This window comes from Clostridium sp. AM29-11AC (genome assembly GCF_003480545.1).
In the GTDB taxonomy this organism is placed as follows: Bacteria; Bacillota; Clostridia; order Lachnospirales; family Lachnospiraceae; genus Otoolea; species Otoolea saccharolyticum_A.
The window spans coordinates 183,574-207,968 of sequence record NZ_QUJI01000003.1; the positions used below are offsets into that span (position 1 = coordinate 183,574).

The window sequence follows — 24,395 nt, forward strand, 5'->3', positions numbered from 1 at the left end:
GGCAAATATGGGACAGAAAGTTAATCCACACGGCTTAAGAGTCGGTGTTATTAAAGACTGGGACTCAAGATGGTATGCTGAAGCTGATTTTGCTGACAATCTGGTTGAGGATCACAAGATCAGAACATACCTTAAGAAGAAATTATACAGCGCCGGTGTTTCCAAGATTGAGATCGAGCGCGCATCTGATAGAGTAAAGGTAATCATCTACACAGCTAAGCCAGGCGTGGTTATCGGCCGCGGCGGTTCCGAGATCGAGAAGGTTAAGGCTGAGGTTCAGAAGCTTACCGACAAGAAGTTATTTATCGACATCAAAGAGGTTAAGAGACCAGACAGAGATGCTCAGCTGGTTGCAGAGAACATTGCACAGCAGCTTGAGAACCGTGTTTCCTTCCGCCGTGCCATGAAGTCCGCTATGGGCAGATCCATGAAGGCAGGAGTTAAGGGTATCAAGGCAGCCGTTGCAGGACGTCTTGGCGGTGCTGATATGGCCCGTACAGAGTTCTACAGCGAGGGTACAATCCCGCTTCAGACATTAAGAGCAGATATTGACTATGGTTTCGCTGAGGCAGATACAACCTACGGAAAGCTTGGCGTTAAGGTTTGGATCTACAAAGGCGAGGTTCTTCCTGTGAAAGGAAATAAGGAAGGGAGCGATAAATAATGTTAATGCCTAAGAGAGTTAAGCGTCGTAAACAGTTCCGTGGCTCCATGAGAGGAAAAGCTACAAGAGGAAACGTAATTTGCTACGGTGAGTTCGGTTTAGTCGCTACAGAACCATGTTGGATTAGAAGCAACCAGATTGAAGCAGCCCGTATCGCCATGACACGTTACATCAAGCGTGGTGGTAAGGTTTGGATTAAGATTTTCCCAGATAAGCCAGTAACTGCGAAGCCGGCAGAGACTCGAATGGGTTCCGGTAAAGGCGCTCTTGAATACTGGGTAGCAGTAGTAAAACCAGGCCGCGTATTATTTGAGATCGCGGGAGTACCAGAGGAAACAGCGAGAGAAGCATTACGTCTTGCAATGCACAAACTTCCATGCAAGTGCAAAATTGCTTCTAAGGCAGATTTAGAAGGCGGTGATAACAGTGAAAATTAATAAGTTTGTAGAAGATTTAAAGGCAAAATCAGCTGCAGAATTAAATGAAGAATTAGTAGCTGCTAAGAAGGAACTTTTCAACTTAAGATTCCAGAATGCAACCAACCAGTTAGACAATACAAGCAGAATTAAGGAAGTTCGCAGGAACATCGCCAGGATTCAGACTGTTATTACAGAGAAATCCAAGTTAGCTTAATCTGCACAGCTTATAGATAGCCTTCATGGCTGATGACAGGGCGGGGCAGGAAAACCTGCGCGATGCCCGATGAGATAACGGAGTCCTCTGAAGAAGAGGGAACAGATGCAATCCTCTGTACGAGGAAATGATCGAAAGGAGAAGCTCTACCGTGGAAAGAAATTTAAGAAAAACACGTACTGGCAAGGTAGTAAGCAACAAGATGGACAAGACAATTGTAGTTGCTATCGAAGACCACGTAAAACATCCTTTATACGGCAAGATCGTTAAGAGAACTTATAAATTAAAAGCACATGATGAGGAGAATCAGTGCGGAATCGGTGATACTGTAAAAGTTATGGAGACAAGACCTTTATCCAAGGACAAGAGATGGAGACTTGTTGAGATTATCGAGAAAGCAAGGTAGTTAATCAGAAAGGAGTATTCGGCATGATTCAGCAGGAAACCAGATTAAAGGTTGCTGATAATACAGGTGCGAAGGAGCTTCTTTGCATCCGTGTTATGGGCGGATCTACAAGAAGATATGCTAATATCGGTGACATTATCGTCGCTTCCGTTAAAGATGCAACACCAGGCGGTGTTGTAAAAAAAGGCGACGTGGTAAAGGCCGTTGTCGTACGTTCCGTTAAGGGCGCTCGCCGCAGTAACGGTTCCTACATTAAGTTTGATGAGAACGCAGCAGTAATTATCAAAGATGACAAGAACCCAAGAGGAACTCGTATTTTTGGGCCGGTAGCAAGAGAGCTTCGTGAGAAGCAGTTCATGAAGATCGTTTCTCTGGCTCCGGAAGTACTGTAAGGAGGTGCCGACTGTGCATAAAATCAAAAAAGGTGATCTGGTAAAGATTATCACAGGTAAAGATAAAGACAAGACCGGCAAAATTCTCGCCGTAAATACAAAGAAGAATACCGTAACTGTTGAGGGATGCAACATGGTTACAAAGCACACAAAGCCAAGCGCTCAGAACCAGCAGGGCGGCATCGTTCATCAGGAAGGTCCGGTTGACATTTCCAACGTTATGCTTGTTGTTGACGGCAAGGCTACAAGAGTTGGCTTTGAGGTAAGAGACGGCAAGAAAGTCCGCGTTGCAAAGGCTACCGGCAAGGTAATCGACTAATTACGGAGAGGAGGAACAAAAGTGGCTAGATTAAAAGAGATTTATCAGAGCGAAATCGTAGACGCTATGATGAAGAAATTCGGATACAAGAATATCATGGAAGTGCCGAAGTTAGACAAGATTGTTGTCAACATGGGTGTTGGCGAGGCTAAGGAAAACGCTAAGGTTCTGGACTCCGCAGTAAGAGATATGGAAATCATCACAGGACAGAAGGCAGTTTTAACAAAGGCTAAGAAGTCTGTGGCTAACTTCAAGATCAGAGAGGGTATGGCTATCGGATGCAAGGTTACTCTTCGCGGAGAGAAGATGTATGAGTTTGCTGACCGTTTAATCAACCTGGCTCTGCCGCGAGTACGTGACTTCCGCGGTGTAAATCCTAACGCATTTGATGGAAGAGGAAACTATGCGCTCGGAATCAAGGAGCAGCTGATTTTCCCGGAGATCGAGTATGATAAGGTTGATAAGGTAAGAGGTATGGACATCATCTTCGTTACAACCGCTAAGACAGACGAGGAAGCTCGTGAACTGTTAACCTTATTCAACATGCCGTTTGCGAAATAATTAGGAGGATTATCATGGCTAAGACTTCAATGAAGATTAAACAGCAGCGTCCGGCAAAATTCTCCACAAGAGAGTACAACCGCTGCAGAATTTGTGGCCGTCCACACGCATATTTAAGAAAATACGGCATCTGCCGTATCTGCTTCCGCGAGTTAGCTTACAAGGGCGAAATCCCGGGAGTAAAGAAGGCAAGCTGGTAGGCCGAAAGCAACTTAGCGAATCCGAGCCGCAGGCGAAGGATGAGCTTAGTGCGAGGCCGTCCGCGAATCTTAGCGAGGCCGAGCCGCAGGCGAGAGCAGAGCTTAGCTGAGCGGACTGTAGTGGCAGAGAGAACGTGGTGAAACGCATCTTTGCCGCGAAAGCAAATAAAACAGGGAGAAAGCCCCGTGGGTACGGGAAGCTCTCCCGGGTTCAGCGCCCGGAGCCGAACTGTCCGGAAGAACAGGCTGAACCTCATATGAAGAGAAAATAAGGAGGCAAACTCAAAATGACAATGAGCGATCCGATTGCAGATATGCTTACCAGAATCCGTAATGCAAACACTGCTAAGCACGATACAGTAGATGTTCCGTCTTCCAAGATGAAGTTAGCTATCGCTGACATCCTTGTAAGAGAGGGATATATTAAGAAATATGACATCGTTGAGGACAACGGTTTCAACACCATCCGCATCGAGTTAAAATACGGAAAGGACAAAAACGAGAAGATCATTTCCGGTATCAAGAGAATCTCCAAGCCAGGTCTCCGTGTTTACGCTAACACAGAGGATATGCCGAAGGTACTCGGCGGCCTTGGAATCGCCATCGTTTCCACAAACCAGGGCGTTATCACAGACAAAGAGGCAAGACGCTTAGGAGTAGGCGGCGAGGTCCTCGCATTTGTTTGGTAGGCCGAAAGCAACTTAATGAGCCCGAGCCGTCAGGCGACAGGCGAATTTAGTGCGAGGCCGTTCGCGAATCTTAGCGATGCAGAGCCAAAGGCGACAGCAGAGCTTAGCTGAGCGAACTGTGGTGGCCGAAAATACGTCCCGAGACGCATTTCTTTGCCCCACCAAAAACCCGCGATAGAAAATCCCACAGGCCTCCGGCCTGACGGGAATTTCCATAGATAGAAAACTGAAAACAGAGAAGCCCCATGCGGCTTCTCCGAAAATCTAAGTAGGAGGTAGACAGGCATGTCACGTATCGGAAGAATGCCAGTTGCGATTCCGGCAGGTGTAACTGTTACAATCGCAGAGAACAATGTAGTGACTGTAAAAGGTCCAAAGGGAACACTTGAGAGAGCGTTACCAGTAGAAATGTCCATCAAGGAAGAGGACGGACAGATCGTCGTTACAAGACCGAACGACTTAAAGAAGATGAAATCTTTACACGGCCTTACAAGAACCTTAATCAACAACATGATCCACGGCGTAACAGAGGGATATGAGAAGGTTCTCGAGATCAACGGTGTTGGTTACAGGGCAGCTAAGCAGGGCAAGAAGCTCACATTAAGCCTTGGATACTCTCATCCGGTAGAGATGGAGGATCCGGAGGGAATTGAGACAGTTCTCGACGGACAGAACAAGATCATCGTTAAGGGTATCAGCAAAGAGAAGGTTGGCCAGTACGCAGCCGAGATCAGAGACAAGAGAAGACCTGAGCCGTACAAGGGCAAGGGAATCAAGTACGCTGACGAGGTAATCAGACGCAAAGTTGGTAAGACAGGTAAGAAATAATTAAGGAGAGTGTGAAGATGGTTAGCAAACAGTCAAGAAGCGAAATTCGCGAGAAAAAGCACGCTAGATTACGCAATCGTTTCTCCGGTACAGCCGAGAGACCGCGTTTAGCAGTGTTCAGAAGCAATAATCATATGTATGCTCAGATCATTGATGATACAGTTGGCAATACTTTAGTTGCTGCTTCCACAGCAGAGAAGGCAGTTAAGGCCGAGCTTGCTAAGACAAACAACGTAGAGGCTGCCGCTTATGTTGGTACTGTAATCGCAAAGAGAGCATTAGAGAAGGGTATCAAAACAGTTGTCTTTGACAGAGGCGGATTTATTTATCAGGGTAAAGTTCAGGCATTAGCAGACGCAGCTCGTGAGGCTGGTCTGGAATTCTAGTAGGAAGGAGAACAATACAGATGAAACGTACAATCATTGATCCTACCCAGTTCGAGTTAGAAGATAAGGTAGTGGCAATCAAACGCGTATCCAAGACTGTCAAGGGCGGACGTACAATGAGATTCTCCGCATTAGTAGTAGTTGGTGACAAGAACGGCCACGTAGGTGCCGGCCTTGGAAAGGCCGCTGAGGTTCCGGAAGCTATCCGCAAGGGCAAGGAGGCCGCAGCAAAGAACCTTGTAGCAGTTCCGTTTGATGAGAATAACAGCATTCCGCACGATTTCCTTGGAAAATTCGGAAGCGCTAACGTGCTTTTAAAGAAGGCTCCTGAAGGTACTGGTATCATCGCCGGAGGTCCGGCACGTTCCGTACTGGAGCTTGCAGGATATAAGAATATCCGTACAAAATCCTTAGGTTCCAACAACAAGACAAATGTTGTTTTAGCTACTTTAACAGGATTATGCGCATTAAAGACTCCGGAAGAGGTTGCAAAGCTCCGCGGTAAATCTGTAGAAGAGATTCTGAACTAATAGGAGGAGATTAGAAATGGCACAGACATTAAAGATCACATTAGTAAAATCCCCTATCGGTGCTGTTCCGAAGCAGAGAGCAACTGTTGAAGCATTAGGCTTAAACAAACTTCACAAGACAGTTGAGATGCCGGACAACGGCGCTGTTAGAGGCATGATTCAGAGTGTTAGACACTTAGTAAAAGTTGAAGAGAACTAAGATTTTGTAAGGAGGTGCAGTCATGGAATTATCCAACTTAAAGCCAGCTGTAGGTTCTAAGCACAGCGACAGCTTCAGAAGAGGCCGTGGCCATGGCTCAGGAAACGGAAAGACTGCTGGTAAAGGACATAAAGGACAGAAGGCACGTTCCGGAGCTACAAGACCGGGATTTGAAGGCGGTCAGATGCCTTTATACAGACGTCTTCCTAAGAGAGGCTTCACAAACAGAAACGGTAAGGACATTATCGGCATCAATGTAAGCGCTCTTGAGAGATTTGAGAATGACACAGTAGTGACAGTAGAGACATTAATCGAAGCAGGTATCGTTAAGAATCCGCGCGACGGCGTTAAGATTCTCGGAAACGGCGAGCTCACAAAGAAGCTCACTGTAAAAGTAGATGCAGTAAGTGAAGGAGCAAAGGCCAAGATCGAGGCTGTTGGCGGAACCTGCGAGGTGATCTAGTATGTTAAAAACACTCCAGAACGCTTTTAGAGTGAAGGAGGTAAGGCAGAAGCTGCTCTTTACATTCGCGATGTTAGTTGTGATCCGTATCGGTTCCCAGCTTCCCATCCCGGGCGTAAAGACAGATTTCTTTGCCGAGCTGTTTTCAGGACAGTCTAACGATGCATTTGGGTTCTTCAATACGATTACCGGAGGTTCCTTCACGAACCTCTCGGTATTCGCTTTGAGCATCACACCATATATCACATCTTCCATTATCATGCAGCTTCTCACCATTGCGATTCCAAAACTGGAGGAGATGCAGCGTGACGGGGAAGAGGGCAGAAAGAAAATTCAGGAATACACCCGCTATCTGACAGTCGGACTTGCCCTGCTCCAGTCAGGAGCCATGGCAATCGGCTTCGGAGGCCAGGGATTGCTTCTGGAGTTCACAGCGCTGAACGTCATCGTGACGGTTGCAGCCATGACCGCCGGAAGCGCCATGCTCATGTGGATTGGTGAGCGTATTACAGAGCACGGCGTAGGGAACGGTATCTCTATAGTCCTTCTCTTTAATATCCTCTCCACGATTCCAAGTGACATGATTTCTCTGTACGAGCGCTTCGTTCAGGGAAGGCCCATCGGTGCTGCGGTTGTATCTGTGGTCATCATTGTGGCTATTATCGCTGCCATCGTGGTATTTGTTATTATTCTTCAGGATGCTAAGAGAATTATCCCGGTACAGTATTCAAAGAAGATGCAGGGCAGAAAGATGGTTGGCGGCCAGTCCGCAAACATCCCTCTGAAGGTAAACACAGCCGGCGTTATCCCGGTTATCTTTGCATCCTCTCTGATGAGCTTCCCGGTTGTCATCTCCGAGTTCCTGAAGGTTGATCCGCTCTCTGTACCGGGCCATATTTTAAGGGCCTTAAATTCCAGCTCCTGGTTCCGTCCGGAGGCTCCGATTTATTCAGTGGGCGTGTTAATCTACATCGGACTGGTCGTAGTGTTTGCGTACTTCTACACATCCATTACCTTCAATCCGCTGGAGATTGCAAACAATATGAAAAAGGCCGGCGGCTTCATCCCGGGCATCCGTCCCGGAAAACCGACGTCCGATTATCTGTCAGGCATTCTGACCTATATTATCTTCATCGGTGCCTGCGGTCTGGTAATTGTATGCCTGATCCCGATCATCGCATCCGGTGTGTTCAATATCAACAGACTGTCCTTCGGCGGTACGTCCCTGATCATCATCGCGGGCGTAATCCTGGAGACAATCAAGGCAATAGAGGCTCAGCTGCTTGTAAGAAATTACAGAGGCTTTTTGAACGACTAAACGATTCGCCTTCTGGGCGGGAGAGGAAGGCGGCATGTGTATGCTGCCTGCTCCCGGCAGAGGGCGTTTCTTTTTTATATAACAGGAAACTTCGTTCCCTGCTATATAAAAACGCTCCGCGGGGATCGCACTGCGGCGGCCGGGGCGTCCCGATGGGAGAGGCCGGACAGAGAGACAGGCCTCAGGTATGGGAAAGTCAGGTTGGGAGAACCCTGCAAAAAGAGGGGAAATCCTTTTCTGATATAAAAACTATATAACATTTTCAATATCAGGGTATTTTATAACACGGGAGGCGGATCTTATGAAGATTATCATGTTAGGCGCACCAGGGGCGGGAAAAGGAACACAGGCTAAGAGGATTGCCGAGAAATACGGGATTCCTCACATTTCCACCGGAGATATCTTCAGAGCGAATATCAAGGAGGGAACAGAGCTTGGTATGAAGGCGAAGGAGTTCATGGATCAAGGACTTCTGGTTCCGGATGAGGTAACAATCGGAATGCTCCTCGACAGAATCAAGAAGGAGGACTGCGTGAACGGTTATGTGCTGGACGGCTTCCCGAGGACCATTCCTCAGGCAGAGAGCCTGACAAAGGCTCTGGAGGAGATGGGACAGAAGATTGACTATGCAGTTGACGTGGATGTACCGGATGAGAACATCGTATCGAGAATGAGCGGGCGCAGGGCCTGCATTACCTGCGGCGCCACCTACCATGTACAGTTTGCTCCGCCTAAGGCAGAGGGAATCTGCGACAAGTGCGGCGCAGAGCTGGTTCTCAGGGACGACGACAAGCCGGAGACTGTGCAGAAGCGCCTGGCGGTTTACCACGAGCAGACACAGCCGTTAATCGACTACTACAGGAGGGCAGGCGTCCTCGTTTCTGTAGACGGCACACAGAGTATGGATCAGGTATTCGAGAGCATTGTAAAAATTTTCGGATAAGTCTGGACGGAGCGGTGCCCGGCCATCTGCCCCGGCATGCCGCCGGGAACGGATATGGCAGGGCAGTCCGCACTGCCCAGGGCAGCCTGAAAGATACAGTTGACAGGATTTTATTTCAGGAGCAGATATTATGGCAGTGACCATTAAATCTCCCAGGGAGATTGAACTGATGAGGGAGGCGGGAAGGATTCTCGCCATCACCCACGAGGAGCTTGCAAAGGCTCTCAGGCCGGGCATGTCAACCCTTGACATTGACCGGCTGGGAGAGGAAATTATCCGCAGCTACGGCTGCATCCCCTCCTTCAAGAACTATAACGGCTATCCGGCTTCCATCTGCGTGTCGGTCAATGACGAGGTGGTGCATGGAATCCCCCACAAGGATCACATCATCGACGAGGGCGACATTGTCAGCCTGGATGCGGGAGTGATTTACAGGGGATACCACTCCGACGCAGCCAGGACCCACGGGATCGGGGAGATAAGCCCGGAGGCCAGGAAGCTGATTGAGGTGACAAGGCAGAGCTTTTTTGAGGGCATCAAGTTTGCGAAGCCGGGCAATCACCTGAACGACATTTCCACAGCAATTCAGGCCTATGCCGAGAGCTTTGGATATGGAGTAGTCCGGGATCTGGTAGGACACGGGATCGGCTCCCACCTGCACGAGGATCCGGAGATCCCCAATTTCAGAAGGCGCAGGAAGGGAATTCTTCTGCAGCCAGGCATGACTCTGGCCATCGAGCCGATGATTAACGAGGGCTCCTGTGAGGTTGTGTGGCTGGACGATGACTGGACCGTGGTGACAGATGACGGTTCTCTTTCAGCCCACTATGAAAACACAATCCTGATAACCGAGGATGAGCCGGAGATCTTATCTCTGCGCTGACAGGAACAGACGGCGGGCTGCGCCGCCTTGACTTTTGAGGTGAAACATGGCAGAATATAAAGTCGGAAGCCTTGTCCGTTCCCTTGCGGGACATGACAAGGACAGCTTTTTTATCATAACAGAGGAAACACCGGAATACGTTTACCTGTCGGACGGAAAGCTGCGCCCTGTGGAAAAGCCGAAGAAAAAGAAGAAAAAACATGTGCAGCCGACACATTTTTCAGAGGCAGGGCTCACAGAGGCAATTCTTGCCGGACGTCCCACAGTAAATGAGGAAATCCGCCTCTTTATCAGAAACTGGAAAAAAGAGAGAGAAATTTAGCCGGGAGGTAGAGTATAATGTCCAAAGCAGACGTAATCGAGATTGAGGGAACCGTTGTGGAGAAGCTCCCCAACGCCATGTTCCAGGTAGAGCTGGAAAACGGCCACAAGGTGCTTGCAACCATCAGCGGAAAGCTCCGCATGAACTATATCAGAATTTTACCGGGTGACCGGGTAACACTGGAAATGTCCCCTTACGATCTCTCCAAGGGACGCATTATCTGGAGGGATAAGTAGAAGGAGAGAAAAGATACAGGGGGAATGGGGGTATGGCAGAAGAAAGGTGCGGATTTTGTTCCAGCGAAGTCACAAAATCCGCACCTTTCTTCTGCCTTCCGGGACATTCCTTCTGTTTTTCTGGGGGAAGAAAAAAGAGAGATGGGGGAAGGGGACAGAGCGGATGAAAGCGGGGAGATAGGCGGATAGTTAGATGGGGAGATTGGGAGATAGGGAGGAAGACGGAGCGGGAGAGTTTTACGGGGAGAAGGACCGGAAAAAACGGGCCGGAAAAAGGACTGGAAAAGACGGACTGGAAATGGCGGCTCGGCGGAACGGCTCGGGAGAAACGCTCAATCGGGAGAAACGCTCAGTCGGGAGAAATGCTCAGGAAAAACGATTCAGAAAAAGCACGGCGGCAGAAAATTCTGTGCTCAGCCGAAAGCGGGCAGCACCGTAGTGGAAGGAGGAACGAGTGAGAAAATTTTGTGACTTCGCTGGAACAAAATTTTCTCACTCGTTCCTCCGTACCATTCTCCGTCTCCTCCGTACCATCCTCCGAGCTATCTTCCCCGCCATCCTCCATCCCGTCCCGCTACATCCATCTGCACTTCCTGCAGCCTCCCCTTCCCGGGCAGTCTCCGGGTACCGGAAAATCCCGTAAAAACAAGGAAAAATAAGCAAAGATCCGCTTGCAATCTATAAAAATAAGTGTTATAATGCTCTAGCGAACTTTGTTGAGGCATCAGAATAGATCTGCCCTTTTGAAGCTGTGAACCCAGGCTGAGAGAGGTCGGACTGTTTGATAGATGTACCTGTAGGCCCGCATTTGAGGACTGCAATATGCAACAAACTGCGCGTTGTGTGTCCTTAGGTGGACGGACTATTACGGAAAGGAGAATTACTGTGAAGGTTAGATCATCGGTTAAACCAATTTGCGAAAAATGCAAGATCATCAAGAGAAAAGGCAGTATCAGAGTAATCTGTGAAAATCCAAAGCACAAACAAAGACAGGGCTGATAAATAGTCTGCCTGATTTTTTCGCACACCGCTTTTCATGTGAACCACCAGGATAAGTTGTTCATATGAATCAAGCATTTAGCAATACTTGTGGATTGAATGAAAGAAAAACTAATGGAGGTGTACTAAACACATGGCTCGTATTTCAGGTGTTGATTTACCAAGAGAAAAACGTGTCGAGATCGGTTTAACTTACATCTACGGAATCGGTAGAGCAAGTTCCAACCGCATTCTCGCAGAGGCTGGCGTGAATCCTGACACACGTGTTAAGGATTTAACAGACGACGAGGTTAAAAAGCTGGCAGCAATCATCGCTGATACTCAGGTTGTTGAGGGTGATTTAAGAAGAGAGATCGCCATGAACATCAAGAGACTTCAGGAGATCGGATGCTACAGAGGAATCCGTCACAGAAAGAGCCTTCCGGTTCGCGGTCAGAAGACAAAGACCAACGCGAGAACACGTAAGGGACCAAGGAAGACAGTAGCAAACAAGAAGAAATAATTAAGTAACAATGTAAACATGAATCAGGTTAGGTGATACAGTGGGTTTAACAGGATTCAATATCAGAGAAAGTAGGTTAGTTTAAAATGGCTAAAAAAGTGTCAACTGCTAAGAAAGTGACAAAAAAGCGTGTAAAGAAAAACGTTGAACGCGGACAGGCGCACATCCAGTCATCTTTTAATAACACAATCGTTACTTTAACAGATGCACAGGGAAATGCTTTATCTTGGGCAAGTGCAGGCGGTCTGGGATTTAGAGGTTCAAGGAAATCTACTCCATATGCAGCACAGATGGCTGCAGAAACTGCAACAAAGGCAGCTCTTATCCATGGATTAAAATCTGTAGACGTTATGGTAAAAGGACCTGGTTCAGGCCGTGAGGCAGCAATCCGCGCCCTTCAGGCCTGCGGTCTGGAAGTAACAAGCATCAGGGACGTAACTCCGGTACCACACAACGGATGCCGTCCGCCGAAGCGCAGAAGAGTCTAATATAGGAGGAGAGTTAAGATGGCAGTAAATAGAGTTCCTGTTCTTAAAAGATGTAGATCTCTTGACCTTGATCCAATTTACTTAGGAATCGACAAGAAATCAAATAGAAATTCAAAGAGAGCTAATAAGAAGATGAGCGAGTATGGTCTCCAGTTAAGAGAGAAGCAGAAAGCAAAATTCATCTATGGTGTGTTAGAGAAACCTTTCAGAAACTACTATGCAAAGGCTTCCAGAATGAACGGACAGGTTGGTACAAACCTGATGATTATTCTGGAGTCCAGACTGGATAACGTTCTGTTCAGAATGGGATTCGGCCGCACAAGAAAAGAGACAAGACAGATCGTTGACCACAAGCACGTACTTGTAAACGGCAAGTGCGTAAACATCCCGTCCTACCTGGTAAAGGCCGGAGATGTAATCGAGATCAAAGAGAAATACAAATCTTCACAGAGATATAAAGACGTATTAGAGGTAACAGCAGGAAGACTTGTACCGGCCTGGTTAGAGGTTGATCAGGAGAACTTAAGAGGTACAGTAAAAGAGTTACCGACCAGAGACGAGATTGATGTTCCTGTAAACGAAGTGCTTATCGTCGAGTTATACTCCAAATAATTAAGGCCAGCCCTTAATTAACTTCCCAGAAGGAGGGGCTATTAGTGTTCGATTTTGAAAAACCGAAAATTGAAATTGCTGAGATTTCAGAAGACAAAAGATATGGCAAGTTTGTAGTGGAACCGCTCGAGAGAGGCTACGGCACTACATTAGGAAATTCTTTAAGAAGAATTATGCTCTCTTCTTTGCCTGGAGCAGCAGTAAGTCAGGTGAAAATCGACGGCGTTCTGCATGAGTTCAGTTCCATCCCCGGCGTGAAGGAGGATGTGACTGAGATTATCATGAACATCAAGAGTCTGGCAATCAAGAACAGCAGCGAAACAAACGAGCCCAAGACAGCGTATATCGAGTTCGAGGGCGAGGGCGTCGTGACAGCCGCTGACATCAATGCTGATTCTGACATTGAGATTTTAAATCCGGATCAGGTAATCGCCACACTGAGCGGCGGAGCTGACAGCAAGTTCTACATGGAGCTGACCATCACAAAGGGCCGGGGATACATCAGCGCTGACAAGAACAAGAGCGATGATCTTCCTATCGGCGTGATTGCAGTAGATTCCATCTACACTCCGGTAGAGCGCGTGAACATGTCTGTTGAGAACACCCGTGTGGGACAGGTTACAGATTACGACAAGCTGACTCTGGACGTTTTCACAAACGGAACCCTGGCTCCGGACGAGGCAGTGAGCCTTGCAGCTAAGGTATTAAGCGAGCATCTGAACCTTTTCATTGACCTCTCCGAAAACGCCAGAACCGCTGAGGTTATGGTGGAGAAGGAAGACAATGAGAAGGAGAAGGTTCTCGAGATGAACATTGATGAACTGGAATTATCCGTCCGTTCATACAACTGTTTAAAACGCGCAGGCATCAACACTGTGGAGGAGCTGTGCAACAGAACTCCTGAGGATATGATGAAGGTGAGAAACCTGGGCCGCAAATCCCTGGAAGAGGTGCTTGCCAAGTTAAAGGAGCTGGGCTTACAGTTAAATCCGAGCGAGGAGTAATCCACGGTCCTAAGATGGCTGGAGGACAGCGAAAGCCGGGAAACCGGAGTCCTGCAAAGGGCAGATTCTTTGCAGGAGAGCGGAGAGTGAGGAATACGTTCCCCGCCTTCGCAGAAGGGCATTCCTTTCTGAGGAGGGAGGTTCCTTCTGAACCGAAACTGATTTATGGACAAAAAGCATCCGTCCAGTAAGCCCGAAGATGCGTGGGCGGATGTTCCACAAATGGAGGATTTTATAATGGCAGGATATAGAAAGCTGGGAAGAACTTCCAGCCAGAGAAAAGCATTATTAAGAAACCAGGTGACAAACCTGTTATACAACGGAAAGATCGTTACAACTGAGGCAAGAGCCAAGGAAGTAAAGAAGATCGCCGAGGGCTTAATTGCACTTGCAGTTAAGGAGAAGGACAACTACGAGACTGTTAAGGTAACAGCAAAGGTTGCCAAGAAGGACGCTGACGGCAAGAGAGTGAAGGAAGTCGTTGACGGAAAGAAAGTAACTGTTTACGAGGAAGTTGAGAAGGAAATCAAGAAGGATAAGCCATCCAGACTTCACGCAAGAAGACAGATGTTAAAGGTTCTCTACGGAGTAACCGAGGTTCCGACCGCTAAGGCTGGAAGAAAGAAAAACACAAAGTCCGTAGATATGGCTGCTAAGCTGTTCGACGAGATCGCACCAAAGTATGCTAACCGCAACGGCGGATACACAAGAATCGTTAAGATCGGCCTTCGTAAGGGCGATGCAGCGATGGAAGTTCTGCTTGAGTTAGTATAAGACTGACTGTACCGATCCTCCGGGGAGAGAATTCCCCGGGGGATTTTTTTGTGGGGAAAAAAGGAAGGATGGTGGCGGGCGGAGAGAGGAGGAAGGCATTTTGTTCCAGCGAAGTCACAAAATGCCTTCCTCCTCTCTCCTTTTGCCATGGGTACTGGATGACTTTTGATAGGAAAATTACAAAGCGGGGTGGAAGCTTCTGGATGGGGATGGAGATGAGGGGAAGCGGTGAGAAGGTTGATACCTTTCTTCTCAGGCAGCCGTATTTCCGACTGCCTTCAGAGAAGGCTCAGGGCCTCCCTGTCATTGAAAACGAGCTTCCCCCAGGCCTTTCGTCAGGAAAAATAAGGAAATATATTTAAGATTTCGCAAGAATATCGTAAGTTGACGCCTGTCGGCCCCGATGTTTATAATAAAGATAGAAAATAGCGTTGAGGGCTTTCCCGGCGCCGGCACCCTGCAGGAGAGCAGAGAGAGCAGGCGATCGATGGGGAGACATAAGATAGAGCAGGAAAAAGGAGGATGGTAGTATGAAAAGCAGAGCGGGGTATGCGAAGGCGCTGGCGTTGATTTGTATGTCTGCCTTACTTGCGGCAGGGGGGAGCCTTACTGTGTTTGCGGCTTCCAAGACGATCTCCAAGGTGGATATTGATGTTAAGATAGAGCTGGAGCCGGGGGACGATCTGCCGGATTTATCCTACGGTTCCAAGGGAGAAGGGGCAAATGTCATGGTCTCAGACGGCGCCAAGTATGAGATTGTGGAAGACCCTGAGTGGAGCAGCTCCGTCGGCAGCAGCGGGGTTAAGATCGGAAGTACCTACACGTTTAAGGTAATTCTGGAGGCCAAGGATCCGGATGAGTACACCTTTAAGGGCACGTATAAGTCCAGCAATGTGAAGGTGAGCGGAGGAGAATTTGTCTCAGCCAGCCGTTCCGGAAGCGACCGGCTGAAGGTTACGATCAAGACAGATCCGGTGGAGGGAACTTTTGAGGCTCCGGAGGAGGCCGAGTGGAGCGATACGACTCTGGGGCTTGCAAAGTGGGATTCCGTGGATCGGGTGGATGCCTATGATATTACCCTCTACCGGGGAGGAAGCACGGTATACAAGGTGAAAGGGTATCAGGGCAACAAGATTAATTTTTATCCCTATATGACCAGCGCCGGAACCTACAGCTTTAAAGTGCGCTCTGTGGCCAAGAATGACAGCCAGAAGGATTATGCAAAGAGCAGCGACTGGACAGATTCAGATGAGATTTATATAGGAAAGGAATCAGTGTCAGACGGCTCCGGAAAAATCGATTACAACAATCAGAACAGCGCAGGCAACAACACAACCGCCCAGGTGGGATGGATCCAGCAGGGCGACCGCTGGTGGTACCGCTACCCGGACGGCAGCTATCAGAAGAATGACTGGCTTCTTCTCAACAATCAGTGGTTCCTTTTCGACGCTGACGGATGGATGCTGACGGACTGGCAGTATAAGAACAACAACTGGTATTATCTGAACCCTGTCTCAGATGGAAACAGGGGAGTTATGCTCACCGGCTGGATTCAGACTAATTCCGGCTGGTACTACCTGAATCCGGGGCCTGACGGGACTGTGGGGGCCATGTACAGGAATCAGTGGCTGGATTTGAATGGAAAGCGGTATTATCTGGGCGATTCCGGAGCCATGTATGAGGGATGGCGCCAGATAGGAAATGACTGGTATTATTTCTATCCCGGAAGCGGAGAGCTGGCGGTCAATACGACGATCGATACCTTCTATGTAGACGGAAGCGGAATCTGGAGAAGATAGAGGGCAGAGAAAGCTCGAGAATGGAAGGGACAGGACAGATAGGAAGGGAAGCAAAATGGCAGGAAGCAGAAACAGGAGAATGGTCCTGGCAGGCGCGGTCATATCATTGGCAGCGGGGATGGTATTTCCCGCCCTGGCAGACGGCAAAATTGCCGAGGTGAAGATTGGCATAAGAAACGAGTATGAGCCGGGGACCGTGAAAGAGCCAAAGGTACAGGTTACCGGAAGCGAAAGCTCGGTGGAAAACGTGTCATGGGATGTCAGGGTGTCAGACTGGGAGCCGGGAAAGGCACGCACCGGGAAAATTGTCCTGAGAGCGGATGAAGGCCTGACATTTGGTGAAAATGGAAACAGCCCGTCTGTGCGGGTAAGCGGGGCAGAATACATTTCAGCAGAAGAGAGAGAAAACGGAAGCGTTCTGGAGGTTACGGTGTCCTACACGCCTGTGCTGAAGCTGGGGCAGACGGAGAGCGCCGGATGGGACAGTGCCAGCCAGGGAACAGCTGTCTGGAGACCGGTTCCCTATGCAAAGGCGTATCAGCTCAGGCTCTACCGCGCAGGAACTCAGGAGAGCGGAGAGGAAAATGCTGCAGATAACCAGTATGTGAATATGCTGACTCTCACGGGAACCTCTGCGGATCTCACTGCCTATATGCAGGAGGAGGGAGTCTATTTCTACACTGTCAAGGCGCTGGCTTCAGGCAGCGGGGAAGCCCTGTCTGCCGGAGACGCGTTTGAGTCGGAGAGGATTGTCACCCTGCGCAGGATGAGCGAGGGCTGGGAACAGGTGAACGGGAGATACCAGTACACGGACAAAAACGGTGTGAGAGCCTCCGGAGGGTGGAGATATATTGACGGAAGCTGGTACTATTTTGACCAGGATGCCAATGCGGCAACCAGCTGGCAGAATGTCGGAGGGCGCTGGTATTATCTGGACGAACAGGGAAGGATGAAGACAGGCTGGCTGAATGAAAACGGAACCTGGTACTATCTGGATCCGACAGGGGCCATGGCGACCGGCTGGTACGAGCTGGGACCGGGAAATGCCTACTATTTTGATGCAAGCGGAAAAATGCTCTATGATACGGTAGTGGACGGCCGGCGCCTGGACGTAAATGGCCGGGCAGAGTAGTCTGTAAGCAGTTCACAGGCTCACAGGCCTTCTGGGCCGACGGACACAGAAGATGCCGAAAGCCGGAGCCGGATGGGGCAGAATAATGAGAAGCAGGCGGAGAGCGTGCAGGCGGGAAAAGCCATCTGCACTCCCTCCGCTTTCTGCTTTTGTGCATCTATCTTTGAGGCAGCTGTCAGGGAGGCCTGAGAAAGCGGCGGGAAGGGAGAGGCTTCCAATACGCCGCATCGCGAGTAAACCGCTTGACTCTTTCCTGAAAGTAATCTAAAATTTAACAAGACAGCTGATGTGGGAAACTGTCGTTTTCTGCCAGGTCGCAGGAACGGCAGGGTCTGGATTTTAGAAGGAATTGAGATGAATATAATTAAAGCAGCAGGCCTGGTGTTTGACTATATCAGGCGGGATGAGGAAGATAAAATTGAGGAGAAAAAGCGTGCCATCGATCATCTGGATGTGGAGATTGAGAAGGGGAGCTTTGTAGCGGTTCTGGGCCATAACGGTTCAGGAAAATCCACCTTTGCCAAGCACATAAACGGGATCTTGCTTCCCACAGAGGGCGAAGTCTGGGTGGCCGGCATGAACACGGCAGATGAGGATCGTCTCTGGGATGTGAGAAAGACGGCGGGCATGGTGTTTCAGAACCCGGACAACCAGATTATCGGAAATATTGTGGAGGAGGATGTGGGCTTCGGTCCGGAAAATCTGGGCGTCCCCACAGAGGAGATCTGGAAGCGGGTAGATGAAAGCCTGAAGGCGGTGGGAATGACCCTTTACCGGAAAAAGTCACCGAACCGCCTGTCGGGAGGACAGAAGCAGAGGGTAGCTATTGCCGGGGTGATGGCCATGAAGCCGGAGTGTATCGTCCTGGACGAGCCCACGGCCATGCTGGATCCCAATGGACGGGCAGACGTGATCCGCACAGTGCGGGAGCTGAACCAGAAGGAGGGAATCACAGTTGTTCTCATCACCCACTACATGGAGGAAGTGATCCATGCAGACCGGGTGATTGTGATGGATGACGGGCGCGTGGTGATGGATGGGACGCCAAGGGAGGTGTTCGCCCAGGTACAGCAGCTGAAGGAATACCGCCTGGACGTTCCTCAGGTGACAGAGCTGGCCTGGGAGCTTAAGAATGCCGGGGTAAATATGCCGGAGGGCATTCTGGATCGGAAGGAATTTACAAATGCCTTTCTCTCTGTCTGCCCCGGAGAGCTTCTTAAGAAGCCGGCAGCGGAGGAACCCCGGTCTTCTGAAACGGCCAAAGAAGCCGGCGGGAAAGAGGGGCAGGGTGAGACTGCCATCAGAGCCATTGATTTAAACTTCAAGTACAGCTCCGGAACTGCCTTTGAGCAGCAGGCTTTAAAGGATGTCAGCTTTGAGGTCAGGGACGGAGAGTTTATCGGGCTGATCGGCCATACCGGGTCAGGAAAGTCTACGCTGATTCAGCACCTGAACGGGCTTATCAGGCCCACCTCCGGGGATATTTTATTTCACGGGACGAGCATATACAGCGAGGGATACAGCATGAAGGAGCTGCGCAGCAAGGTCGGGCTGGTTTTCCAGTATCCGGAGCACCAGCTCTTTGAGGCGGATGTGTTCTCTGATGTCTGCTTCGGGCCTAAAAACCTGGGGCTCTCCGCTGAGGAGGTGGAGAAGAGGGCCAGACATGCCCTGAAGCTGGTGGGACTGGACGAGAAGTTCTATAAGCGCTCCCCCTTTGAGCTCTCCGGAGGACAGAAGAGGCGGGTGGCCATCGCAGGAGTGCTGGCCATGCGGCCGGAGGTGATGATCCTGGACGAGCCCACGGCAGGGCTGGATCCCAGGGGAAGAGATGAGATTCTCGAACAGATCGAGCGGCTGAACCGCCAGCACGGACTCACCATTATTCTGGTTTCCCACAGTATGGAGGATGTGGCCAGGTACGTGGATCGGCTGATGGTGATGGATCACGGCCGGAAGGTGTTTGACGGGACGCCCAAGGAGGTGTTCAGGCACTGGAAGGAGCTGGAATCCATGGGGCTTGCGGCGCCTCAGGTGACCTACCTTGTGCAGGAGCTTCGGGCTGAGGGCGTCGGGATTTCAGATACAATTACGACAGTAGAGGAGGCCAGGGATGCGCTGCTTTCATTCCTCGGCAGGCAGGAGAGAGTATGATTAGAGATATAACGCTGGGACAGTATTATCCGGTGGATTCGTGTATCCACCGTCTGGATCCCAGAACAAAGCTGTTTGGAACCATGGTATTTATCATCTCGCTGTTTCTGGCTGACAGCGTGTGGGGCTATGTTTTGGCCACCCTTGTGCTGGCAGCTGTGATCCGCTGTTCCAGGGTTCCGTTTAAATTCATGGTTAAGGGGCTTAAGGCGGTGGTATTTCTTTTGATTATCAGCGTCAGCTTCAACCTGTTTCTCACGCAGGGTACCCCTATTGTGAAGGTGGGATTTCTGCAGATTACGAGGGAGGGAGTCAGGCTTGCCGTTTTCATGGGACTGCGCCTGATCTATCTGGTGATCGGCTCGTCGGTGATGACGCTCACCACAACGCCGAACCAGCTGACAGACGGTCTGGAGAAGGGACTTCATTTCCTTAACCGCTTCCGGGTTCCGGTGCATGAGATCTCCATGATGATGTCCATTGCGCTGCGCTTTATCCCCATTCTGGTGGAGGAGACGGACAAGATTATGAAGGCCCAGATGGCCAGAGGAGCCGATTTCGAGAGCGGAAACCTGATTCAGAGAGCCAAGAGCATGATCCCGATTCTGGTGCCGCTTTTTATCTCCGCCTTCCGCCGGGCCACGGATCTGGCCATGGCCATGGAGGCCAGGTGCTACCGGGGAGGAGAAGGAAGAACGAAGATGAAGCCTCTGCGCTACGAAAGCAGGGACAGAATTGCCTATGTGCTGTTCTTTGCTTATCTGGCAGTTATGGCAGCTCTTAAAATATTCTTATAACCCAGATTAGCGGTTTGTCTCTCCGGCCAGGGAAGATAAACCGCTAAAATGTGTCTGGTGATGGAAACTACAGGAGTACAAGACAGGAAAGGAATGTTCAGATGAAACGGATCAGACTGACGGTTGCCTATGATGGTACCAATTACTGCGGCTGGCAGCTGCAGCCAAACGGAATCACCATAGAGGAGGTTTTAAACAGGGCGCTCTCAGAGCTTTTGAAGGAGGAGATTCAGGTGGTGGGAGCCAGCCGCACCGATTCCGGCGTGCACGCTATGGGAAATATTGCGGTGTTCGACACAGAGAGCCGGATCCCGCCGGAGAAAATCTGCTTTGCCCTGAACCAGAGGCTGCCGGAGGATGTGAGGGTTCAGAAATCAGAGGAGGTGCCTCTGACGTTTCACCCCAGGAAGGCCAACTGTGTGAAAACGTATGAGTATAAGATCCTGAACCGGAAAATCGATATGCCTTTAAACCGGCTGTACTGTCATTTCTGCTATTTTGACCTGGATGTGGAGAAAATGAGGAGGGCAGCCGCCTTTCTGGTGGGAGAGCATGATTTTAAGAGCTTCTGCACGGTGAGAACCCAGGCGGAAGAGACGGTGCGCACGATCTACAGCCTTACGGTTGACAGGGGGGCAGACGACGTGATTGTGATCCGCATCAGCGGAAGCGGCTTCCTCTACAATATGGTACGCATTATCACGGGAACCCTTGTAAAGATCGGCATGGGCGTATGGCCGCCGGAGTATATGGAGGAGATTCTGGAGGCCAGGGACAGGGCGGCGGCAGGTCCGACGATCCCGGCTAAGGGGCTGACGCTGGTGAGTATGGAGTATGAGAAGGAGCCGGCAGACTGTGTGAGGGGAGAAAACAGACATTGGAGCTACTGCCTGGATCAGAGGCATCTCTCAGAGGGCTATTCTGTCTTAACCATTGAGCGGTGCGAGGACGGGGAGCTTGACGGCGTCCTGCGGCGCATGATTCACCAGGCGGTGAGAAACGGTGCCAAACGGGTGTATGTGACAGATACCGGGCTTACAGGCCCTGCCTCTGCAGGCCCGGAGGCCGCCGGGACAGGGGAGAGAACCTGCGGGGCAGCCGGAAGGCTTCATCCGGGGGACAAGTTTGGCTACTACCGCCTGGCAGGGCCGGATGCGGAGGGAGAAGCTCCCGGAAGCGGTTTTCTGACGGCGGTGTATGAGGGATAAAGCGGCAATCGGGGGACGACGGCGCGGCCGGAAGGGCGGCGCTTACCGATGCCTGTATGGCATAAGCTGGAAAGGGAGGATGCCTGGCAATGAGCCGGACGTTAGTATATCTGACATATTTTACGCTCTACTCCTTTCTTCTTCTCTTTATCGGTAAATCTTCGCTGAGGGACAGCGATTCCATATCGAAGTTTTTCATCGGGGAGAGGAAGAACGGGACGAGAGCGCTCTTTTTTACCTTTGTGGGAACCTGGATCTCGGCTGCCACCATTCTGGGTTATACGGGAAATGTGTACCAGAGCGGAACGCGGGTGCTGGCAGTGTCCGTGATCCCATGGTTTATCGGAGCCCTGCTTCTGTACTCCATTGTGGGGAGGCTCAGGGAGTATGAAATTTATACGATACCGGAGCTGTTCGGCAAGCGGTTTGATTCCAGGCTTCTGCAGGTGATGTCAGGCCTTCTGACGGCAGGAGGCTACATCCTGTATCTGGTGATCCAGATCAAGGGGTTCGGGATTGCGGCTGCCAGCCTTCTGAACATTGACTATAAGGTAGCAGTGTTTCTCGTCTACCTGTTTATCCTGTACTCTACCTTCGGAGGATTTAACTCGGTCACCAAATCAGATGCCTGCAACCTGGTGATGCTCACGATCAGCGTTGCCATCGTGTACTTTACAGTGCTGAGCCGTGTGGAGGGAGCGTGGTTTCTGACGGACAGCCTGGTGAAAGAGCGGACAGCGGCCAGGGGTTTTGCGGCGGAAGGGGGAGGCGTATTTGAGGGATACTCTGCTTTTATGTATGCTACCACCTTCTTTGGATGGGGAATGGGACTGGCGGCGAATCCCCAGTATCTGATCCGAATAGTGGCGGCGAAGGATCACAGGAGCGCGCGGCAGATGATTGTGTGGGCCCTTCTCTTTCTGGCCGCCGTCTACTTTGCTCTGACAGAGATCGGGCTGGGACTTCGCATTCTGTACCCTGAGCTGATAGACCGGTGCGCCACGGATGATATTTTTGTCTATGCAGTCAACAACATGATGTTTTCCAGGTTCAGCGGCTTTTTCCTGCTGAGCGTGATAGGGGCCTGCATTTCTACGGCCAATTCCCAGCTCCTTCTGATCGGTTCTTCCCTGTCCTACGACGTGACAAACGAGCTGGCCGGGCGGAGACTTTCAGAGGAGCGGCTCTTAAATCTCACAAGACTGTTCATCTTCATCGGCGGGACAGCTGCCCTTCTCCTGTCGCTCAACCCGCCGGGAGACATTCTCTCCTTCGGAAGCGATATCTGGGGACTGTTTTCAGCCATGTTTACGCCTCTGATTTACGGAGGGCTGTACTGGAAACGGGGCAGCAGGCAGGGAGCGCTGGCAGCCTTTTTCACAGGGGCGGTCTGCAGCGGTCTGTTCTACCGGATGGCCCTTCCCGTATACTGGGCTTTTCCTGCCACAGCCTGCTCCACGGCAGTGTATCTGCTTGTTTCTCTCTGGGGAGAGAGAAGAGCAGGCCGGGACATTAAGAAAGAGGGGAAGGAGGGAGATGACGGTGAAGCGTCTGGTGAGAAGATTTGAGAGCTGGCTGTTTCAGCTGGAAAATGAGATTCTGCTTCCGTTTCTGGCGGTGGGTATCATCGTTATCTGCGGATTCGGCGCCATTTCCTTTTACAATGGCTATACCATTCAGAAAAACAGCCTGGAATCCATGGCCAGGCAGATGTTCACTGTCACCAACCAGAATATCGATTTCCTGGCGCCCAGGGCTTCACAGGAGGAGATACGGGAGCGGTACCGGAAAGAATGCCATGAGTATCTGAGGATAACGGACGGCAGAGGGCAGGTGATCGCAGATCCCGGGATTCCGGCCGGGAGGGAACTGGCGGTGCTTGCAGAGGAAGGGGGAAATACCCTTGGCTGGAAGCTGGAATTTCTGGTGGACAGGAAGGCATTTCTGGAGCAGATGGTGGAAAGCCAGAGATATGTGGTCATCGGCGCCATCGCCGCTCTCCTCATTATCATACAGGCCAGCATTTTTATCTCTTACAATATTGCCCTGCCCATCCGGAATATGGGCCGCACCTGCCAGGAGATCAATGAAAACAGGGGAGGCTACAGAAGCTACCGCTTCGAGGCGGTCAGACGCCGGGATGAGATTGGGCAGCTGGCGACTACCTTTGAGCTGCTCCTGAAAAATATGGACAACTATACGAAGATGGAGTATACAAGCCGCATGTCTGCAGCGCTGGCCCACGAGATCAAAAATCCCATTGCCGGCATACGCTCAGGCATCCAGCTGCTGCAGGGAAGGGCTGCAAAGGAGGGCGACCGGATGCTCTGCGAGAGCATGATACGGGAGATTGACCGGGTGACTGCCCTGATTACCGATCTGTTTACCCTGGCGGTGAAAAAGGACAGCGTCAGGGAGCTGACTGCCCTCGAGCCGATTCTGCGGGAGCTGGAGCTGTTCTACGTAAAGGGGCTGAAGCAGCAGGGAATTTCCTTTTTCGCGGAAGTGGAGGGGGAGCCTGAGGCCTGGCTCAATGGAAATGAGCTTCGCCAGATACTCCACAACCTTATCGGAAACAGTGTCAAGGCCATAGGAAAGGGACAGGAGGGGGTGATCCGCCTGACGGCCCGGACCGCAGGCGGCGCTCAGGGCAGCGGAGAAAAGTGGCCCGGCCGCCTGGCTGAGATCACCCTTACGGATAATGGCTGCGGGATGACGCCGGAGGAACTTGAGAGGGCGATGGAACCGTTTTACACGAAAAGCGTCAACGGGATCGGACTGGGGCTTGCCATCGTGAAGAAGCTGGTGGAGCAGAACAGGGGCTTTCTGGAGCTTAAGAGTTCGCCGGGAGCCGGAACCAGGGTACGGCTCTGCTTTGAGACAAAAGGTCTGGAAGAGCCGGAGAAACATACGGGGCAGGAGAGCTGATGAGACTGCAGGAGGAATGTTTTCTG

General features: G+C 50.6%; 32 protein-coding genes and 2 pseudogenes. All 34 read left to right on the forward strand.

What is annotated here, in order from left to right; translation table 11 throughout:
- Positions 1–7 precede the first annotated feature (7 nt).
- The 34 genes and pseudogenes from rpsC to DW757_RS03930 all read left to right on the forward strand — a co-directional run bounded on the left by rpsC (position 8) and on the right by DW757_RS03930 (position 24,369).
- Positions 8–664: a 30S ribosomal protein S3 gene (gene rpsC / locus DW757_RS03755; RefSeq protein WP_008396325.1), complete on the forward strand. Its 657-nt coding sequence runs from the start codon at positions 8–10 to the stop codon at positions 662–664.
- Positions 664–1,101 carry a 50S ribosomal protein L16 gene (gene rplP, locus DW757_RS03760; RefSeq protein ID WP_008396324.1) on the forward strand — a complete coding sequence of 146 codons (438 nt, stop codon included), beginning with the start codon at positions 664–666 and terminating at the stop codon, positions 1,099–1,101. Before rpsC ends, rplP begins: the two co-directional genes overlap by 1 nt.
- Positions 1,091–1,297, forward strand: coding sequence for a 50S ribosomal protein L29 (rpmC, locus tag DW757_RS03765; protein WP_008396323.1), 207 nt, complete (start codon positions 1,091–1,093; stop codon positions 1,295–1,297). Before rplP ends, rpmC begins: the two co-directional genes overlap by 11 nt.
- A 127-nt stretch (positions 1,298–1,424) precedes the next feature.
- A complete protein-coding gene (gene rpsQ, locus DW757_RS03770; protein ID WP_008396322.1) occupies positions 1,425–1,703 on the forward strand; it encodes a 30S ribosomal protein S17 in 279 nt (92 codons plus the stop codon).
- A gap of 23 nt (positions 1,704–1,726) precedes the next feature.
- Entirely contained in the window at positions 1,727–2,095 is a 369-nt protein-coding gene (rplN, locus tag DW757_RS03775) for a 50S ribosomal protein L14 (RefSeq protein WP_008396321.1), read from the forward strand.
- A gap of 13 nt (positions 2,096–2,108) precedes the next feature.
- Positions 2,109–2,414: a 50S ribosomal protein L24 gene (gene rplX, locus DW757_RS03780; RefSeq protein WP_008396320.1), complete on the forward strand. Its 306-nt coding sequence runs from the start codon at positions 2,109–2,111 to the stop codon at positions 2,412–2,414.
- A 21-nt stretch (positions 2,415–2,435) separates the two neighbouring features.
- Positions 2,436–2,975: a 50S ribosomal protein L5 gene (gene rplE, locus DW757_RS03785; RefSeq protein ID WP_008396319.1), complete on the forward strand. Its 540-nt coding sequence runs from the start codon at positions 2,436–2,438 to the stop codon at positions 2,973–2,975.
- Between the two features lie 14 nt (positions 2,976–2,989).
- Positions 2,990–3,175, forward strand: a complete 186-nt coding sequence (locus tag DW757_RS03790) for a type Z 30S ribosomal protein S14 (RefSeq protein WP_008396318.1) — start codon at positions 2,990–2,992, stop codon at positions 3,173–3,175.
- Between the two features lie 287 nt (positions 3,176–3,462).
- Positions 3,463–3,864, forward strand: coding sequence for a 30S ribosomal protein S8 (gene rpsH / locus DW757_RS03795; protein ID WP_008396316.1), 402 nt, complete (start codon positions 3,463–3,465; stop codon positions 3,862–3,864).
- Positions 3,865–4,149: 285 nt separating this feature from the next.
- The gene (gene rplF, locus DW757_RS03800) at positions 4,150–4,692 is read left to right on the forward strand and encodes a 50S ribosomal protein L6 (protein ID WP_015544466.1); all 543 of its coding nucleotides are present in this window, start codon (positions 4,150–4,152) and stop codon (positions 4,690–4,692) included.
- Positions 4,693–4,709: 17 nt separating this feature from the next.
- Positions 4,710–5,078 (forward strand): 50S ribosomal protein L18, encoded by a 369-nt coding sequence (gene rplR / locus DW757_RS03805; RefSeq protein WP_008396314.1) that lies wholly within the window; start codon positions 4,710–4,712, stop codon positions 5,076–5,078.
- A gap of 20 nt (positions 5,079–5,098) precedes the next feature.
- Complete coding sequence (rpsE, locus tag DW757_RS03810) at positions 5,099–5,608, forward strand: 30S ribosomal protein S5 (protein ID WP_008396313.1); 510 nt, start codon at positions 5,099–5,101, stop codon at positions 5,606–5,608.
- Between the two features lie 16 nt (positions 5,609–5,624).
- Positions 5,625–5,807, forward strand: a complete 183-nt coding sequence (gene rpmD / locus DW757_RS03815) for a 50S ribosomal protein L30 (protein WP_008396312.1) — start codon at positions 5,625–5,627, stop codon at positions 5,805–5,807.
- Positions 5,808–5,829: 22 nt separating this feature from the next.
- Positions 5,830–6,270 carry a 50S ribosomal protein L15 gene (rplO, locus tag DW757_RS03820; RefSeq protein ID WP_008396311.1) on the forward strand — a complete coding sequence of 147 codons (441 nt, stop codon included), beginning with the start codon at positions 5,830–5,832 and terminating at the stop codon, positions 6,268–6,270.
- A gap of 1 nt (position 6,271) precedes the next feature.
- Positions 6,272–7,588, forward strand: a complete 1,317-nt coding sequence (secY, locus tag DW757_RS03825) for a preprotein translocase subunit SecY (protein WP_118751041.1) — start codon at positions 6,272–6,274, stop codon at positions 7,586–7,588.
- A gap of 301 nt (positions 7,589–7,889) precedes the next feature.
- On the forward strand, positions 7,890–8,531 hold the full coding sequence (locus tag DW757_RS03835; RefSeq protein ID WP_008396308.1) for an adenylate kinase: 642 nt from the start codon (positions 7,890–7,892) through the stop codon (positions 8,529–8,531).
- 130 nt (positions 8,532–8,661) lie between these two features.
- Positions 8,662–9,414, forward strand: coding sequence for a type I methionyl aminopeptidase (gene map / locus DW757_RS03840; protein ID WP_015544463.1), 753 nt, complete (start codon positions 8,662–8,664; stop codon positions 9,412–9,414).
- Between the two features lie 46 nt (positions 9,415–9,460).
- The gene (locus DW757_RS03845; protein ID WP_008396305.1) at positions 9,461–9,736 is read left to right on the forward strand and encodes a KOW domain-containing RNA-binding protein; all 276 of its coding nucleotides are present in this window, start codon (positions 9,461–9,463) and stop codon (positions 9,734–9,736) included.
- A gap of 17 nt (positions 9,737–9,753) precedes the next feature.
- Positions 9,754–9,972 carry a translation initiation factor IF-1 gene (gene infA / locus DW757_RS03850; RefSeq protein WP_008396304.1) on the forward strand — a complete coding sequence of 73 codons (219 nt, stop codon included), beginning with the start codon at positions 9,754–9,756 and terminating at the stop codon, positions 9,970–9,972.
- 193 nt (positions 9,973–10,165) lie between these two features.
- Positions 10,166–10,411 carry an antho-RFamide neuropeptide gene (locus DW757_RS03855; RefSeq protein ID WP_243033358.1) on the forward strand — a complete coding sequence of 82 codons (246 nt, stop codon included), beginning with the start codon at positions 10,166–10,168 and terminating at the stop codon, positions 10,409–10,411.
- Positions 10,412–10,857: 446 nt separating this feature from the next.
- On the forward strand, positions 10,858–10,971 hold the full coding sequence (gene rpmJ / locus DW757_RS03860) for a 50S ribosomal protein L36 (RefSeq protein ID WP_003497809.1): 114 nt from the start codon (positions 10,858–10,860) through the stop codon (positions 10,969–10,971).
- 133 nt (positions 10,972–11,104) lie between these two features.
- Entirely contained in the window at positions 11,105–11,473 is a 369-nt protein-coding gene (gene rpsM / locus DW757_RS03865; RefSeq protein ID WP_008396301.1) for a 30S ribosomal protein S13, read from the forward strand.
- 86 nt (positions 11,474–11,559) lie between these two features.
- Entirely contained in the window at positions 11,560–11,961 is a 402-nt protein-coding gene (gene rpsK, locus DW757_RS03870) for a 30S ribosomal protein S11 (RefSeq protein WP_008396300.1), read from the forward strand.
- A gap of 18 nt (positions 11,962–11,979) precedes the next feature.
- A complete protein-coding gene (gene rpsD / locus DW757_RS03875; RefSeq protein ID WP_008396299.1) occupies positions 11,980–12,573 on the forward strand; it encodes a 30S ribosomal protein S4 in 594 nt (197 codons plus the stop codon).
- 44 nt (positions 12,574–12,617) lie between these two features.
- The gene (locus DW757_RS03880) at positions 12,618–13,577 is read left to right on the forward strand and encodes a DNA-directed RNA polymerase subunit alpha (RefSeq protein WP_008396298.1); all 960 of its coding nucleotides are present in this window, start codon (positions 12,618–12,620) and stop codon (positions 13,575–13,577) included.
- Positions 13,578–13,814: 237 nt separating this feature from the next.
- Positions 13,815–14,351, forward strand: a complete 537-nt coding sequence (locus DW757_RS03885; RefSeq protein ID WP_015574664.1) for a L17 family ribosomal protein — start codon at positions 13,815–13,817, stop codon at positions 14,349–14,351.
- A 530-nt stretch (positions 14,352–14,881) separates the two neighbouring features.
- Positions 14,882–16,150, forward strand: a complete 1,269-nt coding sequence (locus DW757_RS03895) for an N-acetylmuramoyl-L-alanine amidase family protein (protein ID WP_118751044.1) — start codon at positions 14,882–14,884, stop codon at positions 16,148–16,150.
- A 55-nt stretch (positions 16,151–16,205) separates the two neighbouring features.
- Positions 16,206–17,282, forward strand: coding sequence for an N-acetylmuramoyl-L-alanine amidase family protein (locus tag DW757_RS03900; protein ID WP_118751045.1), 1,077 nt, complete (start codon positions 16,206–16,208; stop codon positions 17,280–17,282).
- A 354-nt stretch (positions 17,283–17,636) separates the two neighbouring features.
- Positions 17,637–18,458 (forward strand): annotated as a pseudogene (locus DW757_RS17980) (energy-coupling factor transporter ATPase); the annotation flags it as partial.
- 132 nt (positions 18,459–18,590) lie between these two features.
- Positions 18,591–19,436: pseudogene (locus DW757_RS17985) on the forward strand (energy-coupling factor transporter ATPase); the annotation flags it as partial.
- Complete coding sequence (locus DW757_RS03915) at positions 19,433–20,233, forward strand: energy-coupling factor transporter transmembrane component T (protein WP_118751048.1); 801 nt, start codon at positions 19,433–19,435, stop codon at positions 20,231–20,233. The pseudogene DW757_RS17985 and the gene DW757_RS03915, both read left to right, overlap by 4 nt.
- 101 nt (positions 20,234–20,334) lie before the next feature.
- Positions 20,335–21,441: a tRNA pseudouridine(38-40) synthase TruA gene (gene truA, locus DW757_RS03920; protein ID WP_118751049.1), complete on the forward strand. Its 1,107-nt coding sequence runs from the start codon at positions 20,335–20,337 to the stop codon at positions 21,439–21,441.
- Positions 21,442–21,530: 89 nt separating this feature from the next.
- The gene (locus tag DW757_RS03925) at positions 21,531–23,009 is read left to right on the forward strand and encodes a sodium:solute symporter family protein (protein ID WP_118751050.1); all 1,479 of its coding nucleotides are present in this window, start codon (positions 21,531–21,533) and stop codon (positions 23,007–23,009) included.
- On the forward strand, positions 22,978–24,369 hold the full coding sequence (locus DW757_RS03930) for a HAMP domain-containing sensor histidine kinase (RefSeq protein WP_118751051.1): 1,392 nt from the start codon (positions 22,978–22,980) through the stop codon (positions 24,367–24,369). The genes DW757_RS03925 and DW757_RS03930 overlap by 32 nt, the downstream gene beginning before the upstream one ends.
- Positions 24,370–24,395: the final 26 nt, after the last annotated feature.

Excerpts from the sequence above, each read along its gene's own strand:
- rpsC (WP_008396325.1), top strand. The coding sequence starts at position 8 with ATGGGACAGAAAGTTAATCCACACGGCTTAAGAGTCGGTGTTATTAAA.
- rplP (WP_008396324.1), top strand. The coding sequence starts at position 664 with ATGTTAATGCCTAAGAGAGTTAAGCGTCGTAAACAGTTCCGTGGCTCC.
- rpsQ (WP_008396322.1), top strand. The coding sequence starts at position 1,425 with ATGATCGAAAGGAGAAGCTCTACCGTGGAAAGAAATTTAAGAAAAACA.
- rplN (WP_008396321.1), top strand. The coding sequence starts at position 1,727 with ATGATTCAGCAGGAAACCAGATTAAAGGTTGCTGATAATACAGGTGCG.
- DW757_RS03790 (WP_008396318.1), top strand. The coding sequence starts at position 2,990 with ATGGCTAAGACTTCAATGAAGATTAAACAGCAGCGTCCGGCAAAATTC.
- rpsH (WP_008396316.1), top strand. The coding sequence starts at position 3,463 with ATGACAATGAGCGATCCGATTGCAGATATGCTTACCAGAATCCGTAAT.
- rplF (WP_015544466.1), top strand. The coding sequence starts at position 4,150 with ATGTCACGTATCGGAAGAATGCCAGTTGCGATTCCGGCAGGTGTAACT.
- rplR (WP_008396314.1), top strand. The coding sequence starts at position 4,710 with ATGGTTAGCAAACAGTCAAGAAGCGAAATTCGCGAGAAAAAGCACGCT.
- rpsE (WP_008396313.1), top strand. The coding sequence starts at position 5,099 with ATGAAACGTACAATCATTGATCCTACCCAGTTCGAGTTAGAAGATAAG.
- rpmD (WP_008396312.1), top strand. The coding sequence starts at position 5,625 with ATGGCACAGACATTAAAGATCACATTAGTAAAATCCCCTATCGGTGCT.
- rplO (WP_008396311.1), top strand. The coding sequence starts at position 5,830 with ATGGAATTATCCAACTTAAAGCCAGCTGTAGGTTCTAAGCACAGCGAC.
- secY (WP_118751041.1), top strand. The coding sequence starts at position 6,272 with ATGTTAAAAACACTCCAGAACGCTTTTAGAGTGAAGGAGGTAAGGCAG.
- DW757_RS03835 (WP_008396308.1), top strand. The coding sequence starts at position 7,890 with ATGAAGATTATCATGTTAGGCGCACCAGGGGCGGGAAAAGGAACACAG.
- map (WP_015544463.1), top strand. The coding sequence starts at position 8,662 with ATGGCAGTGACCATTAAATCTCCCAGGGAGATTGAACTGATGAGGGAG.
- DW757_RS03845 (WP_008396305.1), top strand. The coding sequence starts at position 9,461 with ATGGCAGAATATAAAGTCGGAAGCCTTGTCCGTTCCCTTGCGGGACAT.
- infA (WP_008396304.1), top strand. The coding sequence starts at position 9,754 with ATGTCCAAAGCAGACGTAATCGAGATTGAGGGAACCGTTGTGGAGAAG.
- DW757_RS03855 (WP_243033358.1), top strand. The coding sequence starts at position 10,166 with ATGGGGAGATTGGGAGATAGGGAGGAAGACGGAGCGGGAGAGTTTTAC.
- rpsM (WP_008396301.1), top strand. The coding sequence starts at position 11,105 with ATGGCTCGTATTTCAGGTGTTGATTTACCAAGAGAAAAACGTGTCGAG.
- rpsK (WP_008396300.1), top strand. The coding sequence starts at position 11,560 with ATGGCTAAAAAAGTGTCAACTGCTAAGAAAGTGACAAAAAAGCGTGTA.
- rpsD (WP_008396299.1), top strand. The coding sequence starts at position 11,980 with ATGGCAGTAAATAGAGTTCCTGTTCTTAAAAGATGTAGATCTCTTGAC.
- DW757_RS03885 (WP_015574664.1), top strand. The coding sequence starts at position 13,815 with ATGGCAGGATATAGAAAGCTGGGAAGAACTTCCAGCCAGAGAAAAGCA.
- DW757_RS03895 (WP_118751044.1), top strand. The coding sequence starts at position 14,882 with ATGAAAAGCAGAGCGGGGTATGCGAAGGCGCTGGCGTTGATTTGTATG.
- DW757_RS03900 (WP_118751045.1), top strand. The coding sequence starts at position 16,206 with ATGGCAGGAAGCAGAAACAGGAGAATGGTCCTGGCAGGCGCGGTCATA.
- DW757_RS03915 (WP_118751048.1), top strand. The coding sequence starts at position 19,433 with ATGATTAGAGATATAACGCTGGGACAGTATTATCCGGTGGATTCGTGT.
- truA (WP_118751049.1), top strand. The coding sequence starts at position 20,335 with ATGAAACGGATCAGACTGACGGTTGCCTATGATGGTACCAATTACTGC.
- DW757_RS03925 (WP_118751050.1), top strand. The coding sequence starts at position 21,531 with ATGAGCCGGACGTTAGTATATCTGACATATTTTACGCTCTACTCCTTT.
- DW757_RS03930 (WP_118751051.1), top strand. The coding sequence starts at position 22,978 with ATGACGGTGAAGCGTCTGGTGAGAAGATTTGAGAGCTGGCTGTTTCAG.